Genomic DNA, 15,905 nt, shown 5'->3' with positions numbered 1-15,905 from the left:
CGCCCCGGTCGTGAGGGAGCGGCATGAGGGGCGCGGAGGCCGGTACGGAGGCCGCCTTCGACCCGGGCGCGGCGGCGGCCCGCGCGACCGAGGCCATCCTGCGCGACACCCTGCACGGGACGGACCGGGGCGTGGTGGTGGACTCCCCGCCGGGGGCGGGGAAGTCGACGCTGGTGGTGCGGGCCGCGCGGGAGCTGGCGGCGGCCGGGCGGCCGCTGATGGTGGTGGCGCAGACCAACGCGCAGGTGGACGACCTGGTGGACCGGCTGGCGCGGGAGGACCCGGAGCTGCCGGTAGGCCGGCTGCACAGCAACGACCCGCACCCGTACGACCCGGTGCTCGACGGCCACGCGAACGTGGTGACCTCCGCCAAGGTCGCGGAGCTGACCGGGCTCGGCGTCGTGGTGTCCACCGCGGCGAAGTGGGCGCACATCAAGAACGTGGAGCCGTGGCGGCACGCCATCGTCGACGAGGCCTACCAGATGCGCTCGGACGCGCTGCTGGCCGTCGCCGGGCTCTTCGAGCGGGCCCTGTTCGTGGGCGACCCGGGGCAGCTGGACCCGTTCAGCGTGGTGGGCACCGAGCAGTGGGCGGGGCTGTCGTACGACCCGTCGGCGAGCGCGGTGGCCACGCTGCTCTCGCACAACCCGCGGCTGCCGCAGCACCGACTCCCGGTGTCCTGGCGGCTGCCCGCCTCGGCCGCGCCGCTGGTGTCCGCGGCGTTCTACCCGTACACGCCGTTCCGCAGCGGCACCGACCACGGCGACCGGAGGCTGTCCTTCGGCGTGCCCTCGGACGGCTCGGGCCCGGACCGGGTGCTGGACGAGGCCGCGGAGTCCGGCTGGGGGCTGTTGGAGCTGCCCGCGCGGCACACCCCGCGCACCGACCCGGAGGCGGTGCGCGCGGTGGCGCTGGTGGTGCGGCGGCTGCTGGACCGGGGCGGCGCGGCGGTCAGCGAGCGGTCCGAGCGGCCGGTGCCGCTCACCGCGGACCGGATCGCGGTGGGCACCGCGCACCGGGACCAGGCGGCGGCGGTGCGGGCGGCGTTGACCGCGCTCGGGGTCGGCGGGGTGACGGTGGACACCGCCAACCGCCTCCAGGGGCGGGAGTTCGACGTGACGGTGGTCCTGCACCCGCTGTCGGGCCGCCCGGACGCGACGGAGTTCCACCTGGAGACGGGCCGGCTGTGCGTGCTGGCCTCACGCCACCGGCACGCCTGCGTCGTGGTCTGCCGCGCGGGCGTCGCCGAGCTGTTGGACGAGCATCCGTCCACGGAGCCGGTGCGGCTGGGGGTGACGGTGAAGTTTCCGGACGGCTGGGAGGCGAACCACGCGGTCCTGGCGCACCTGGCGGAGCACCGGGTGGCCTGGCGACCCTGAGCGGCGGAACGCGACCGAGGCGGCGCGAGGGCCGCGCCGCGGCGCGCGACGCGCCCTGGGCCGTCACCGGCCACTTGCGCCCGGCGCGACAATGGAATGCGGCACACGATCCGGGAGGTACGTCCATGTCCGAGCCGCAGTCGGCTCCCCAGGCGCCCGCCGGCGCCCCCAGTCCGCAGCGCCGGCTCAAGCCCGCACCGTTGCTGTTCGAGCCCACCGAGGCCGCGGCCGACCCCGAGCACTTCTTCGACCTGGAGTCCATCGAGGACCCGCGGGAGCTGCTCGCCCGGTCCACGGAGCTGGTGCTGGCGTTCCGCGCGGCGACGGACCGGGCGATGGAGTACCAGGCGATGGCGGCGGCCCAGCTCGCCGACCCGCGCCGGTTCGACCGGCTGCCACCGGCCCTGATCGCGGAGCGCGCGGAGTGGACGGAGGACTACGCCAAGAAGATGGTGGAGTTCGGCCGGGAGCTGACGCACGGCGTCGACTAGGGCGCTGACCAGGCATATGCCGCCGGGCATGCCCGAGGCACACGCGAAACGGATACATGTTCGATATGTGAGTTCGGCGCAATATACCCCTTCTCACGGCCCCTTGTCCCGGTAATCGGCAATCCGCGGAATCCGGGATGGGGCGCCGATAGATGTGGAGGCCATGAGCAGCATGAGCAGACGGCCTCGACACCCCCGTCCGTACGCCACCCCGGAAGGAGCCGACTGGCTCGCCTCGGCCAGTCCGTTCCCGCGCAGCGTGCGGGCCCTCTGGGCGGAGCACCCGGCCGCCCAGGTGGTGCTGCCCTGCGGCGTGACCTTCGACGTGATCAGCGTTCCGGCGCTGTTCGGGCGGCACATGGTGAGCCGGCTGTGGGCGTACGGGCCGGGCACCGGGCCGGTGGGCGCACAGCGGGACCGCATCCTGATCTTCGCCATGCCGGGCTGCGCGCAGCGGCTGCCCGCGCTGCTGCGCTGGGAGGAGTGGGGGGCGGCGACTCCGCCGCTGCTGTGCCACGGCGCCGGCGACGCGGTCACCGTGCCGCCGCCGCGCCCCGTGGAGCCGGCCATGGGGCCGGGGGAGGCGGCCCCGGGGGCCACCCCGGGCACCGCCGCGGACCCGGCCGACCCCGCCTGGGGCGACGTGGCCGACCCCGCCTGGGGCGACGTGGCCGCGACCGCCGGACGGCCCGGTCGCCGGCCGACCGCCGAGCCCGCGGCCCGCTGGCTGGTCGCACCCACGGCCGGCGACCCCTGGCTGCCGGGGCCCGATGTGTTGCTGTGGGCCTGCGTGCGAGCCGCCCGGGCGACCGCGCGGGCGGCGGGGCCGCTCGCCGCCCCGACCCCGGCCTGACCCCCCGACCCCGGCCTGACCCCCCGACCCCGGCCTGACCCCCCGACCCCGGCCTGACCCCCGGACCCGACCGGACCGCGCCCGTCCGCTGCCGCGCCCCCGGCTCGCGCGGTACGCCGCCCGTCGCGCGCCCCATCCCCGCGCGGCCGCCCCTGGGCCGCCGGGCCGACGTATGTACGGCCGTAGGCCGCAGCTCAGGGCCCCGCAGGTGCTCCGCACGGGCTCCACGGTGTCCGGAAGTATCGATTTTCGTTTGGCCGGATCAGGATGCTAAGGTCTTCTACGTCAGCAGGCGCCGCTAGCTCAGTTGGTTAGAGCAGCTGACTCTTAATCAGCGGGTCCGGGGTTCGAGTCCCTGGCGGCGCACCGACAGAAGAAGGCCCCTCACTCCGGTGAGGGGCCTTCCTCGTGTCTCCAGATGGTCCCAGGTGGTGCCCGGGGGTCCCAGGCCGTGGGCGGCCCGGCGCACGGCCGCGCGGCGCACCCGACGAGCGCACGGGCGCCGACCTGGCGACCCAGCCGTATCGCACCCGACGACCGCGCGGCGCGGACCCGGCCCGGACCCGGCACGGCCCGGCCGGCCCTTCCGCGCCTGCCCGTGCCCTCGCCGTGCCTCGCGCGGTCAGCGGGCGTGCCCGGCCGCCTGTCGCGCGGTGAGGTGGACGGCGCACTCGGCGGCGCCGGTGGCCGGCGCGGCCCGGCGGGTCGCCCGCCACACGTCGGCATCCCGCCACCAGGTGACGAAGGTGTACGCACCGGGCTTGGTGAGCGAGCGGCTGAGGTCCGCGTGGAGAAAGCCGGACTCGTGGCAGAGGGCGGCCGCGTACGCGCGGTAGGCGCGGTCGAACTCCTCCAGGTTCATCCCCTCCGCCGTCAGCCACTCCACGACCACCAGCGGCGCGCCCTCGGACACATCGCCGTCGCCCGCCCGCAGCACATTGCGGGACGGGTCGACGGCGACCTCGCCCAACGCGTGGAACTCCCGCCCGTGCGCCTGGAAGACCGAGCTGCCGCGCACCCGCTGGAAGCTCTCCGGATTCCGCCAGCGCTCGATGTTCACGTACACGCCCGGGCGCTCGGCCAGCAGCACAGCCTGGTGCGAGTCGAAACCGTCCTGCGCCCGCATCCAGGCCGCGTGGCCCAGAAAGCTGCGCTCGAACTCGGGGGCCCGCGCGGGGTCCCGAAGTGTGAAGGTGTTCACGACGGTGAAGAGGCCAGTGTGCCGCATGGCGTAGGGCATGGAGGTGCGACCTTTCTCTTCCTGCAGCAGGCCGAGACGCCTGTCCTGCGGGCCGGCGGTACGGGCGGGCGGTGCGGGCGGGCGGTGCGAAGAAGCGATACGGCGGAGAGGGGTGCGGGCGCGGGCCGGGGCACGGCGCCCACCGCGCCGAGGGACGGGGCCCGGCCGTGCCCGCAGGAGGGTGGCCTTGCGGCGCGGGGCACTCGTCCCGGGCGGTCAGCCGCGCCGGCGCCGGTGGGCCGGACGCGCCTCGGGTGCCCGTGCGAGCTCGGGGGCCCGGGTGAGCTCGGGCGCCCGTGTGAGCTCGGGGGCCCGCACCTGCTCCGGGACCCGCGGCCGTCCAGGGCCCGGAAGCCCTTCGACGGCGCGACGGGACTCGGCCACCCGGCGCCCCTCCGCGTACGCCCGCGCGTGCCGGAGCGTGTCGGTGCAGGCGGCGCTCAGCGCACCCCGCACATAGGCGCGGGCGTCGGCCGGCGTCGCCCCCGGTCCGAGCACCCGCTCCACCGCCTCCGCGTTGACCATCACGGTATGCCGGCAGGTGACGTCCACGACACCCGCCGGGTCCACGACACCCGCCGGGTCCGCGGCGGCCGCTCCGTGCGCCGCCGGGCCGGCCTCCGCGGAGGTGCCCGCGTACGGCCCCCCACTCGGCGTCCCGCCGCCGGCCGGGCCGATCGCCCAGCTGCCGGTGTGGGCGGCCAACAGGGCGGGCGCGGCCGTCTGCTTGAAGACGATGCGGTCCGGGGCGAAGCAGATCCGCACCGACTCGGTGGTGTGCACCGAGCCGTCGGCCATCCGCGCGTCCATGGTCACCAGCTGCACGCCGGGCGAGTCCTCCCTGAGGTCGAGCCGGGAGACGTGCGGCAGCCGCCGTTCCCACAGGTCGGCCTGGCGCAGGAAGTCGTACACGGCGGCCGCGTCGCCGTTCACCCGCACGGTGTCGGCGAAGCTGAACTCCACCTCGCTCAGGGCGCCGTCGCGTTCGGCGAACATCTTCACGGACGCCAGCATCCGCTCGCTGGTGTCGTCGACGGCGTCGATGAGCCACTGCGCCTGCCGGGGGTCGTCGCCGACCGCGCGGAACGCGTGCCGGAGCTCCAGGCGGCAGGTGCCGCCGACACCGGGAACCACCCGCCACACGCCCTCCATGGCGGCCACCGGCGGCTGTGTGACCTCCTGCTGGAAGGCGACGCGCAGCCCGCGCGGGTCCGGCTCGCGACGCGAGGTCCAGCACGTCACCTCGCCGCCCGCCGTCGCCCATATCCGGATCAGCTCGCGGCCCGCCCCCCGCTCCAGGGGCTCGACGTGCACGTGTGTGGCGAAGCGCTGGGGCCAGGCGGCGCTGTCGGCGATGATGCCGTACACGGTCGTCGCCGGCGCCCGTACGGTGATGCCGTGGACCGTCTGCTGCGTTCCGGTCGTCCGCCGCTGCTCGCTCGCCATGCCAGCCCGCTCCTCCCGCGTCGCCGCACCGTCCACGGTGACGGAAGGGTCTTGAACCCTGATCGACGGCCGGTCGAGGGCACGGCGGTACGTCAGCGGCGCGGGGCCGTGACGACGGCCGCCGCGGCGTAGCCGACGCAGCCGCGGGCGAGGATGAGGACGGTGCGCACCGGGTGCGGACGGGGCCGGGTGGTGACGAGGTCCAGGGCGACGCCGGGCGCCGGGCGGGTGGTGTGCACGGTCGGCGGGATGACGTCGTCGCGGATCGCCAGCAGGGCTGCGGCCAGGTCGAGGGAGGCGCCGCCCGCGTACAGCCGCCCGGTCATGGTCTTGGGCGCGGTCACCGGGACGCGGTAGCGCCCGAAGAGGCCGCTGATGGCCTCGGCCTCCGAGAGGTCCAGCGCGAGCACCCCGGCCGCGTCGGCGAAGACGACGTCGACCCGGCGGACCGCCACTCCCGCCTCCTCCAGGGCGAGTTCGGCGGCGCGGCGCAGCCCGGGGCTGCCGCGGACGCCGGGACGGGGGTCGAAGACGGCGGCATAGCCCGCGAGTTCGCCGTAGAGGCGGGCGCCGCGCTCCCGCGCGGTCTCGGCCGCCTCCAGGACCAGGATGGCCCCGCCCTCGCCGGCCACATAGCCCCTGGCGTCGCTGTCGAAGGGCAGAAAGGCCCGGGTCGGGTCGACGGCCGGGCTGAGTCGACCGCCCGCGAGCTGCGCCGTCCAGCCCCAGGGGCAACCGGCCCCGTCCATGCCCCCGGTGAGCACCACACGTCTGCCCGCGCGGATCGTGCGGCGCGCCCGCGCGGTCAGGTCGAGTCCGCCCACCCGTCCCGTCGCCAGCGCGCCGACGAGGTCACCCGGACCGTTCCGCGCGCCGGCGCCCGCTCCGACGGCTCCCGGCTCGCGCTGTCCGAGCACCAGGCCGCCGGCGGCGCCCCTGGACGCCGCCCACGCGCCGTACGGACCGCCGAGGTCCACCGGATCGACGCCCGCGTCGTCGAGGGCCTCACGGGCGGCGACGGAGGCGAGGCCGACGGCGCGTTCGGGCTCCTGCCGAGGCGACCAGCGCGGCGGGCGTGCGGGGAAGCCGGGCACCTCCCCGGCGAGGCGGGCCGGGTAGCCGTTGGCGTAGAACCGCGAGGCGGGGCGGATGCCGCTCTCTCCGTTGAGCGTCGCCCGCCACCAGGACGCGGTGCCCAGGCCGTTGGGGGCGGCGACGCCGATGCCGGTGAAGACGGCCGCGGCGCCGCCGGTGCCGACGTCGGTGGCGGTACGCGCGGTGACGGTCGTTCCGGTCAACTGGGCTTCCCCTTCGGCGTGGCACTCCCCCGCCGAGCTGGCGTCCCGTCCTCGACGGGCCTTCGACTCCGTGTCGTCCGGGCGGTCCGGCGCTCATGGGCCGGCGTCGGTCGACGGCGGCGGGGACGGAGTCGAGCCGGTACCCGGCGAAACTTACCGCGTCCGGGGCGGACTTATCGCGTTCACACGGAGGCAACCGCACCAGCCGGGTGGACCGTGATCGGATCCGAGCCCGGAGCGGTCCGCTCGCGCTCCCGTTGCTGTCCGGTACGGTCCTACGCGATCGAGCGCGGTCCGGCGCGGCCCCACCGAGCGGACGTACCGGGCGGGTGGCCCGACCCGACACACGCCGCGGCAGACGACCCGGCCGGCGCCCCGTGGACGGTCCGGGGCGAACCTCTCCCCCCGGCGCACCCCGGTGGACGGTCCGGCACCCGGTCGGCAGCACTCGCGGAACGGGCCGGCAGCACGCGCGGAGTCCGACACGCGACCCGGCCGGCGGCCCCGGCCGCGACCCCGATGGGCGGCCCGGACCGTCGACCTCGGCCCTCGCGTGTCGCGCACGCACCACGGCTCCGCTCGCCCGGACGGGGGGACCGGGCAGCGGAGCCGTGGTGGGCCCGGCGGGAGGGGAGCCGGGCGGCTTCATCGTGGTTCGGACGACCCGGCGGGCCGCATCCTCAGGCGGCGAACAGGTCGAGCACCGGGCGGCGCCAGCTGCCGCCGAGGTCCAGGTCGAGCGCCGGGTCGGAGGCGAGCACGGCCTGTTGCAGCTTCTGGAGCCGCGGGGACGGCTCCAGGCCGAGGTCCTCCACCAGCCGGCCGCGCAGCCCCTGATAGACCTCCAGCGCCTGCCAGGGCCGCCCCGCGCGGTAGAGCGCGGCCATGCACTGGGCGTGCAGTCCCTCGTGCAGCGGATGCCGGGCGGTCAACTCGGTCAGCTCGGTGAGCAGTTCGGCATGGCGGCCCAGGCGCAGGTCGGCCTCGATGCGGCGCTCCAGGACGCCCAGCCGGCTCTCCTCCAGCCGGGCCACCTCGATCTCCAGGATCGGCCCGACCCGCACGTCCACCAGGGCGGGGCCGCGCCAGACCGCCAGTGCCTCACGGAAGAGCAGCGACGCCTCCTCGTCGTCGCCGGCGTCCAGGGCGTCATGCCCGGCGGCGACCAACCGGTCGTACTCGTGGACATCCACCGAACCCGGCTCGGCCTCCAGGAGATAGCCGCCGTAGCGGGTGGCGAGCACCGCCTTGGAGGCGTCCGGTTCCTCGGGACCGTAGGCGGCGGCCAGTCTCCGACGGAGCTGGAGGATGTACGTCTGCAGGGTGGTCAGAGCACTCCGCGGCAGCCCCGTGCCCCAGATCTCCTCCATCAAGGTGGGAACCGGCATCATCTGGTTGGCGTAGACGGAGAGCAGCGCCAGGATCTGCCGCGGCTTGCCCGCGCTCGGCACGATCGACTGACCGCACGCCTCCACGCTGAGTGGCCCCAAGAGCTTGATGTCCATGGTTCCGTACCTCCGTCACGTTCACATGCCACACGTCACCCGTCACACATCCGTCGCATGCCCTCCTGGCCGAGGTGCCGCCATCGAGGCACATACGAGCCTCGCGCGCGGGGGGCGTCCCTGCCAGTGCCGGAATCCCGTTCCCGTCATGAATCCTGGGAGGCGCGCGCCGTGACAATTTCACGCCCTGGTCATGACGGGGGCACTGGTCCACGGTGTATTCGTCACCGCAGACTCCTTGGCATGTCCTTCGCGATATGACCCCACCGCCCACGACGAGGAGCGACAGCCATGAACACCCCCACCGCGCTACGGCCGTTCGGGCCGGAAGACACGCTCAGTACGGCCCTCGCGGGCGAGACACCGGCCGCGGACGGATCCTCGTCCGCCGACGGATTCCTCATCGAGAACCTCACCGAGGACCCCTGGCCGGTGCCGCCGCCCGGCATCTGCATCTGCACCTTCAGCACCACCTGATGGGCGTTCTGCGCTTCACGCCGCACCTGAGGGTCGAGCCGGTGCCGGGCGAGGCCGTCTACCTGGTGTCGGAGCGCGGGGTGACCGCGCTGCACGGACGGCAGGTGGCGGCGCTCGCCCCCCTGCTCGACGGCACCCGCGACCTCGCCGCGCTCTCCACGGACGCGTCCGACCCGGCCCGCGGGCCGGACGCGGTCCCCGCCGCCCAGACCGCCCGTATCGTCGCCCGGCTGCGCGCCGCCGGCCTGGTCTACGAGAGCGACCGGCCCCCGGGTCCGGAGGACGCCTACTGGTCGCTCGCCGGCGCCGAGGGCGGCCCCGTGAGGCTCGCGGCGGACTCCGGAGGCGCCGGGCGGGCCCTGGGGCGCGGTGAGGCCGGTACGGGGGGACACGGGCCCTCCACGGCCCGCCCGGAGGCCCGACAGGGCCGCCCCGGACTCCGCGCCGGGGCGGCCCGCCCCGCCCCCGGCCGCCCCGGGCCCGCCGCGGACCTCCCCGTCCCCGGCCCCCGCACTCGGTCCGTGTCGCGCCCGGGCCTCGACACCCAGGTCACACGGCCCACGCCGCCCCTGGGGCCCGGCAGCCAGGGCGCACGCGCCGACCGCCGCGCGGAGGCCGCACCCGCCGTGGCGCTCGTGGTGCTCGGCTGCACCGACCCCGAGGAGGCGAGGCGGGCGTTAGGGGCGGCGGGGCTGCGCGGTGTCGCGGAGCCCGCGGAGGCGGGGCTGACGGTGGTGGTGTGCGACGACTACCTGGACCCGGGCCTGAGCCGGGTGGACGCCGAGCACCGGACGGCCGGTCGGCGCTGGCTCCCGGTGAAACCGGTGGGCGTCCAGGCGTGGTTCGGGCCGGTGCTGGGCGCACCGGACGGGCCGTGCTGGAGCTGTATGGCCGACCGGCTGTGGCGGGGTCGCCGCGCGGAGGCGCATCTGCTGCGCCGGCTGGAGCGCGACGCGCCGCTGCCCCGTCCGCCCGCCGCGCTGCCCGCGAGTCGGGGCGCCGCGCTCCAACTCGCCGCGCTGGAGGCGGCGGGGTGGCTGGCCGGGCACCGGCACCCCGGCCAGGACGCGCTGTGCACCCTGGACTGCCTCACCGCGACCACCGAACGGCACCCGGTGCGCCGCCTCCCGCAGTGCCCGACCTGCGGCGACCCGAAGCTGATCGCGGACCGGGTGTGGGCGCCGGTGCGACTCACCCCGCGCGGGGACGCGGCGGCGGCGGCCTCCTCGGCCGTGGCGATGTCCCCGTCCCGGCTGCTGGCCGCCTACGGCCACCTGGTCAGCCCGGTCACCGGACTGGTCACCCGCATCCAGCGGGACCCGCGCGGGCCCGCGTTCCTCAACTGCTTCCACGCCCCGTACCGCCCCGCGCCCTCCGCGCCGGGCGGCCTGGACTCGGTGCGCGCCGGGCTGCGCGCCGCCGCGCACGGCAAGGGCGCCACCGCCGACCAGGCCAGGGCCGGGGCGCTGCTGGAGGCCCTGGAGCACCACAGCGGGCACTTCACCGACGGCGAGCCCCGCCAGCGGGCCCGCTGGCGCGACCTGGGGGCGGGCGCCGCGGTGCATCCGGACGCCGTGCAGCTGTACGCGGAGCGGCAGTTCGCCGAGCGGGACCGGTGGAACGCGGCGCACGCCGCGCGGCACTGGGTGTGCGACCCCTTCGACGAGAACGCCGAGGTGGACTGGACCCCGGTGTGGTCGCTCTCCGCCGGCGTCCACCGGCTCATGCCCACCGCGCTGCTGTACTACGACGCCCCGCAGGCCCCGGGCCGCCGCTACTGCCTGGCCAACTCCAACGGCGCGGCGGCGGGCGGCAGTCTGGCCGACGCGGCGCTGCGCGGCTTCCTGGAGCTGGTGGAGCGGGACGCGGTGGCGCTGTGGTGGTACAACCGGACCCGCCAGCCGGGCCTCGCCCTGGACGCCGACGACGCCCCGTGGAGCGACCCGTGGATCGCCCAGCTGCGCCGGGTCCACGCCGCCATGCGGCGCGAGGTGTGGGCGTTGGACCTCACCGCGGACCTGGGCATCCCGGTGGTCGCCGCGCTCTCCCGGCGCGTCGACAAGCCGGCCGAGGACATCGTGCTCGGCTTCGGTGCCGACTTCGACCGGCACACCGCGCTGCGCCGGGCGCTGACGGAGCTCAACCAGATGCTCCCGCCGGTGGCCGGGGCGCGCCTGGACGGTGGCGGATACGAGGACCTGGACCCGGAGGCGCTGCGCTGGTTCAGCACCGCCACCCTCGCCAACCAGACCTATCTGAGCCCCGATCCAGCAGCCGCGCCGCTCTCGCTCGCGACCTGCGTACGTTCCAGCCCGGACCCCGCCGAAGCCGTCGCCGCGCTGGTCGAGCTGCTCCGGGCCCGCGGTCTCGAACTGCTCGTCCTGGACCAGACGCGGCCGGACGTGGGGCTGCCGGTGGCAAAGGTGTTCGTGCCCGGACTGCGCCCGCACTGGGCGCGGTTCGCGCCCGGGCGACTGTTCGAGGTGCCCGTCGCGCTGGGCCGGTTGACGGCTCCCACCCCGTATGACGATCTCAATCCCGTCCCGCTGTTCCTCTGATGCCGTATGGGCTCTTCCCTTGATCCCCCCGCTGGCTCATCCTGTGATCTCCATCGGTGCGTTCGCCCCCTCTCCACCCCATATAAAGATCGGATACTCTCGGGCAAGCCACCCAATCCGGCCCGAACTTCCGGAGGATGAGTGCAGGGGACCACCTCGCCCTACGGCGATGCCGGTCACGGCCCGGAGCGCCACCGCCACCAGCCGGAGCGCTACCGGGACGACCTGGCGCCACGCATGGCCGTGGCGATCACCGTGGTCGTCCTGCTCGGCTACTTCAGCGTCGCGATCACCTACGTGGACGACGCGCACCCCCTGGCCGAGGGGCTGGACGCCGCGCTGCTGATGCTCGCGCAACTACCCCCGCTGCTGATGCTGCTGGGCCTCCAGCTGGCGCACTCCTTCCCCAGCCTGGCCCCCCGGCTGAGCCGGGCCCGGCACTGGACGCTGGGGGTCCAGGCCCTGCTGACCTTCCTCCCGTTCGCGATCTTCAAGCAGTCCTGGTTGGGCATGCCGGGCTTCCTGGCCGGCTCCACGCTGCTGGTGCTGCGCGCCCCGCTGAGCTGGCTGGCCTTCGGCACGATCCTGGCGACCACCGACGTGCTGCTGTTCTACGTGGGGTTCGGCTGGGGCGAGGTCGCCTACACCACCGTCTCCACCGGGCTGACCGGACTGGTCGTCTTCGGTCTCTCCCGGCTCTCCGGGCTGGTCTCCGAGGTCTACCGGTCCCGCGCGGAGCTGGCCCGGATGGCCGTCGCGCAGGAGCGGCTGCGGTTCGCCCGCGACCTGCACGACCTGCTCGGCTACAGCCTCTCGACCATCACCCTCAAGTGCGAGCTGGTGCACCGGCTGGTGCCGGAGCAGAACGCCCGGGCCCAGCAGGAGCTGACCGAGATCCTCCAGACCTCGCGGCAGGCGCTGGCCGATGTGCGGGCGGTGGCCCGCGGCTACCGACGGATGTCACTCTCCGCCGAGGTCGGCACCGCCCAGTCGATGCTCGCCGCGGTCGGCATCGACACCACCACCCACGTCGACTGCGGGGACCTGCCCGACCTGGTGGACACCGTGCTGGCCAGCGTGTTGCGCGAGGGGCTGACCAACGTGCTGCGCCACAGCAAGGCGGAGAACTGCGCCATCGAGGCCGCCCGCGAGGGCGCGCTGGTCCGACTGACCCTCGCCAACGACGGGGTGGGCAAGCCCTCCACCATCCTGCGCGCCGACAACGCCCACGGCGGCAGCGGGCTGGGCAACCTGAGCGTGCGGATGGCCAAGCTCGGCGGACGACTGCGGGCGGGGGTGCGCCCCGACGGCTGGTTCGAGCTGACGGCCGAGTTGGACTCGGCCGACGGCTCCACCGCGCGGGGCGGCGACGACCACGGCACGGAGGACGAGTACGGGCCCCCGCCGGTGCCGGCGTAAGGCGGCGGGGAGCCTGGGAACCGGGTGCCGCGCGGGCGGGGTTCCGGAAACCGGGTGCCGCGCGGGGCCGGGGTCCGGAATCCCGGTACCGCGCGTGGCGGGGTCCCGGAAACCCCGTGCCGCGCGGTGTGCGGCACGGGGGAGCCGCCGGCCCGCGCCACGGCGGGCCGGGAGCCCGCTCGCGCGGGGCGACCGTTCGTTACAGCCAGCCGGCCTCGCGGGCGATCCGGATGGCGTCCACCCGGTTGCGGGCGTTCAACTTGGTGACCACGGAGGTCAGATAGTTGCGTACCGTTCCCGCCGACAGGTAGAGCCGCGCGGCGATCTGCTGCGCCCCCTCGCCCTGGGAGGCCAGTTGGAGCACCTCCCGCTCGCGCGGGGTCAGCGGCTGCGGCTCGTCGTCCAGCGCGGCGAGCACGAGCTGTGGGTCCATCACCCGCTCGCCCTTGGCGACCGCGCGGATGGCGGAGCAGAGCGTGTCCGGGCTGCTGTCCTTGAGCAGGAAGCCGGAGACGTGGGCGGCCAGCGCCCGGCGCAGGTTCCCCGGCCGGCCCAGGCTGGTCAGCATCATGGTGCGGCACTCGGGAACGAGCGTGTGCAGTTCCGCGGCGGCGGTCAGCCCGTCCATGCCAGGCAGGTCGATATCGAGCACCGCCACGTCCGGCCGGAGTTCCTGGGCGCGCGGCACGATATCGGAACCACTCGATAATTCGGCCACGATTTCGATATCGGGTTCGAGATCGAGCAGCGCGACGAGCGCCTTGCGCAACAAATGCATGTCTTCGGCTATGAGAACCCTGACCACGTCTCCCCCGCCGCTTTCGTCGCCCGACCCCGTGCCGCCACCGACCTCCTACGGTGCCCCGGACCCCGGTCGCCGCACATCCGCGATTATTCCCAAGGGCACCCGGCCGCTCTACCGTTCGTTCGCCGATTCCACCCTTCGATCGGGTGTTTCAGCGCCGTCCGTTCCCGTCCCGCGAGCTCCGGCTCAGGCGGCCCCGCCGTGGCGTAAGCCGCGCTCCCCCGGGGAGCCGCTCGCCTCGGGGATGACGTCTACGTGCAGGGTCCGCACGTCGCCGCGGAGGTACTGCGCGCGCAGCGCGGAGCGCCCGACCTTGCCGCCGCCGGCCCGGCGCAGCGTGCCGGCCCGTACGAGCAGCACCGTGCCCGGCTCCGCGCCGAACTCCCGCGCCACGCGGTCCCGGATCGCCGCCGCGAGGTGGGGCAGTCCGGCGTGGGCGCCGCGGACCGTACGGACCTCCTGGACCACCACCAGCCGCCCGGTGCCGGGCCCGGCGCAGAACACCCGCGCGGTGCCCAGGGGGCGCCCGCAGCCCAGCAGTTCCCGTTCCACGTCCTGGGGGTGCAGCGGAACGCCGTCGGCGATCAGGAGGTCGTCGAGCCGCCCGGTGGGGCGCAGCGTGCCGCCCTCCCCCGACCACCCGAGGTCCCCGGTGCGCAGAAAGCCGTCGACGCCCTCCGCGGTGCGGGCGCGGAAGACCCGCCCGGCGTCCGGGGGGCTGCCCCAGTAGCCGTCCGCGACGGCGGGGCCGCGGACCCAGATCTCTCCGGTGACGCCGTCGGGCAGGGTGCGGAGGGCGCGCGGGTCGACCACGCGCGGTTCGGCGCCGGGCACCGGGCCGCGGCCCTCCACGGCCAGCCAGGGCGCCGCCTCGCCCGGGGCGTACCCGGGGGTCAGCGTGTCGGCGCGGAGCCCCGCGGCGGCGCCGCGGCGGGCGAAGCCGGCCAGGGTGGCGGCGGAGACCGGCTCACCGACGTTGACCGCCGTGCGCAGCCGCGACAGGTCGACGCCGGCCCAGGCCACCGCCGAGGCGAGGGCGCAGCGCGCATAGCGCGAGTCGGGGGCGGCGGTCTCGGTGACGCCGTAGCGGCTCAGGTCGCGCAGCCAGTCGCCGTCCCGTCCCCCGGCGGGCGGCGGGAGCGTGGGCGGCAGCACGGCGGTCGCGCCCAGCCACAGGGGGTGCAGCACCTGCGCGATCAGCCCGAGGGTGTGCGGGCGGACCTGCCAGCAGCCGACCCGAGAGGTGCGGTCGGTGCGCAGGGCGGCCCGGAGCGCGGAGACGGCGACCCGCAGGGCGCCGTGGGTCAGTCGCGCCCCGCGCGGGGCGGTGGCGGGCCCCGAGTCGTAGCTGAGCAGGGCGAGGGTGTCGGGGTCGGTGCGGGCGGGCAGCCAGCCGTCCCGTGCGGCCGGGGCTCCATGCGGATCCTCGGCCGCGCGGGACGGGTGTTCGTCGTGCCGGCCCAGCCCGTCCACGGCCAGGCAGGTCAGGCTCGGGGCGCCCACGAGGGAGAGCAGACGGGACGCCTCCGTGGCGTGGGCGACCTCGGTGAGCACCAGGTGCACGGCGGCGTCCCGGGCTATGGCGGCGGTCCGCGCGGCGGTGGTCCCGGAGGCGTCGCCCGGCGCGGGCACGGGCACCGCCACGGCCGCCGCGTACAGGCAGCCGAGCAGTGCCGCCGCCTGGTGCGGGCCGGTGTCCATGGCGATCAGGACACGGCGCCCGGCGGCGTCGTGGGCATGGAGCCAGGAGGCGACCGCGCGGGCGCGCCGGTCGAGTTCGTCGTACGACACCTGCCGTATCGCGCCGTCCGACGCGGGGTGTATCACGGCCGTATCTCCGCCGCAGTGAGCGGCGCGTGTCAGCAGTTCGTCGACCAGGTGCGCGGTTGGGGCCATAGGGGCAAACTCCCTCGCGGCTGGATGCGGAGGCCGTCGATCCGGCACGTGCACCCGGCAAGCCCCCGGCGCCAGTGTCGACGGCCCCCCTCGAACCCGACTCGACCACCGCTCAGGGCGTCCTGTGGCCCGTACAGACATCGAACGGGGAGCGTCGGGGTCACCGGGGTCACAACGGGCGTGCCACGCCCACGGGGGCGCACGCGGCGGGCGACCGGGCGCTCTGCCATCGGGCACCTCGTCGCCCGGGGGGGGGCCGCCCCGCGCGGGGTGGCCCCCCCGGGCGACGATTTCACGCATCGACAACCCAGCCGGGGTGGCAGCCCGCGCGGGGCGGCCCCCGCGGACCCGCAGCCGGTATCGGCACGCCGGGTGGCGACGCCCCGGCGAGCACCCGGGAGGCGACGCCGGCGAGCGCGACGGGAGGCGACGCTGGCGAGTGACGCGGGCTGGCCGGGGGCTGGCCGAGGGCTGGCCGGGCGTCGGCCGGAGAGGGGCCCGCCAGGCGGCTGGAGAGCGCCGCCGGAGAGCGCCGGGC

At 75.8% G+C, this 15,905-nt stretch carries 12 protein-coding genes and 1 tRNA gene; 7 read left to right on the top strand and 6 right to left on the bottom strand.

Annotated elements, in window-relative coordinates:
- Positions 1-23 precede the first annotated feature (23 nt).
- From LRS74_RS21755 to LRS74_RS21740, 4 genes are all read left to right on the top strand, one after another.
- Positions 24-1,379, top strand: coding sequence for an AAA domain-containing protein (locus tag LRS74_RS21755; protein WP_277742571.1), 1,356 nt, complete (start codon positions 24-26; stop codon positions 1,377-1,379).
- Between the two features lie 125 nt (positions 1,380-1,504).
- Positions 1,505-1,870 carry a hypothetical protein gene (locus LRS74_RS21750; protein WP_277742570.1) on the top strand — a complete coding sequence of 122 codons (366 nt, stop codon included), beginning with the start codon at positions 1,505-1,507 and terminating at the stop codon, positions 1,868-1,870.
- 172 nt (positions 1,871-2,042) lie between these two features.
- Positions 2,043-2,723, top strand: coding sequence for a bifunctional DNA primase/polymerase (locus tag LRS74_RS21745; protein ID WP_277742569.1), 681 nt, complete (start codon positions 2,043-2,045; stop codon positions 2,721-2,723).
- A 292-nt stretch (positions 2,724-3,015) separates the two neighbouring features.
- Positions 3,016-3,089 (top strand) — tRNA-Lys (locus LRS74_RS21740).
- Positions 3,090-3,345: 256 nt separating this feature from the next.
- On the opposite strand, the gene LRS74_RS21735 is transcribed toward LRS74_RS21740, so the two are convergent.
- The 4 genes from LRS74_RS21735 to LRS74_RS21720 all read right to left on the bottom strand — a co-directional run bounded on the left by LRS74_RS21735 (position 3,346) and on the right by LRS74_RS21720 (position 8,212).
- On the bottom strand, positions 3,346-3,963 hold the full coding sequence (locus LRS74_RS21735) for an antibiotic biosynthesis monooxygenase (protein ID WP_277742568.1): 618 nt from the start codon (positions 3,961-3,963) through the stop codon (positions 3,346-3,348).
- Positions 3,964-4,179: 216 nt separating this feature from the next.
- A complete protein-coding gene (locus tag LRS74_RS21730) occupies positions 4,180-5,409 on the bottom strand; it encodes an SRPBCC family protein (RefSeq protein WP_277742567.1) in 1,230 nt (409 codons plus the stop codon).
- 92 nt (positions 5,410-5,501) lie between these two features.
- Positions 5,502-6,707, bottom strand: a complete 1,206-nt coding sequence (locus LRS74_RS21725; RefSeq protein WP_277742566.1) for a beta-ketoacyl synthase N-terminal-like domain-containing protein — start codon at positions 6,705-6,707, stop codon at positions 5,502-5,504.
- Between the two features lie 680 nt (positions 6,708-7,387).
- Positions 7,388-8,212, bottom strand: a complete 825-nt coding sequence (locus LRS74_RS21720; protein WP_277742565.1) for an AfsR/SARP family transcriptional regulator — start codon at positions 8,210-8,212, stop codon at positions 7,388-7,390.
- A 291-nt stretch (positions 8,213-8,503) separates the two neighbouring features.
- On the opposite strand from LRS74_RS21720, the gene LRS74_RS21715 reads away from it, so the two are divergent.
- From LRS74_RS21715 to LRS74_RS21705, 3 genes are all read left to right on the top strand, one after another.
- Positions 8,504-8,689: a hypothetical protein gene (locus LRS74_RS21715; RefSeq protein WP_277742564.1), complete on the top strand. Its 186-nt coding sequence runs from the start codon at positions 8,504-8,506 to the stop codon at positions 8,687-8,689.
- Positions 8,689-11,247, top strand: a complete 2,559-nt coding sequence (locus LRS74_RS21710) for a TOMM precursor leader peptide-binding protein (protein ID WP_277742563.1) — start codon at positions 8,689-8,691, stop codon at positions 11,245-11,247. The genes LRS74_RS21715 and LRS74_RS21710 overlap by 1 nt, the downstream gene beginning before the upstream one ends.
- A 141-nt stretch (positions 11,248-11,388) precedes the next feature.
- Complete coding sequence (locus LRS74_RS21705; protein ID WP_277742562.1) at positions 11,389-12,666, top strand: histidine kinase; 1,278 nt, start codon at positions 11,389-11,391, stop codon at positions 12,664-12,666.
- A 199-nt stretch (positions 12,667-12,865) separates the two neighbouring features.
- On the opposite strand, the gene LRS74_RS21700 is transcribed toward LRS74_RS21705, so the two are convergent.
- Positions 12,866-13,471, bottom strand: a complete 606-nt coding sequence (locus LRS74_RS21700) for a response regulator transcription factor (RefSeq protein WP_277742561.1) — start codon at positions 13,469-13,471, stop codon at positions 12,866-12,868.
- Positions 13,472-13,657: 186 nt separating this feature from the next.
- Positions 13,658-15,367, bottom strand: a complete 1,710-nt coding sequence (locus LRS74_RS21695) for an AMP-binding protein (protein ID WP_277742560.1) — start codon at positions 15,365-15,367, stop codon at positions 13,658-13,660.
- Between the last annotated feature and the right edge of the window lie 538 nt (positions 15,368-15,905).

Source organism: Streptomyces sp. LX-29 (genome assembly GCF_029541745.1).
Taxonomy (GTDB): Bacteria; Actinomycetota; Actinomycetes; order Streptomycetales; family Streptomycetaceae; genus Streptomyces.
Note: the sequence above shows the minus strand (reverse complement) of the source record. Positions and strands in the feature narration are given on the sequence as shown.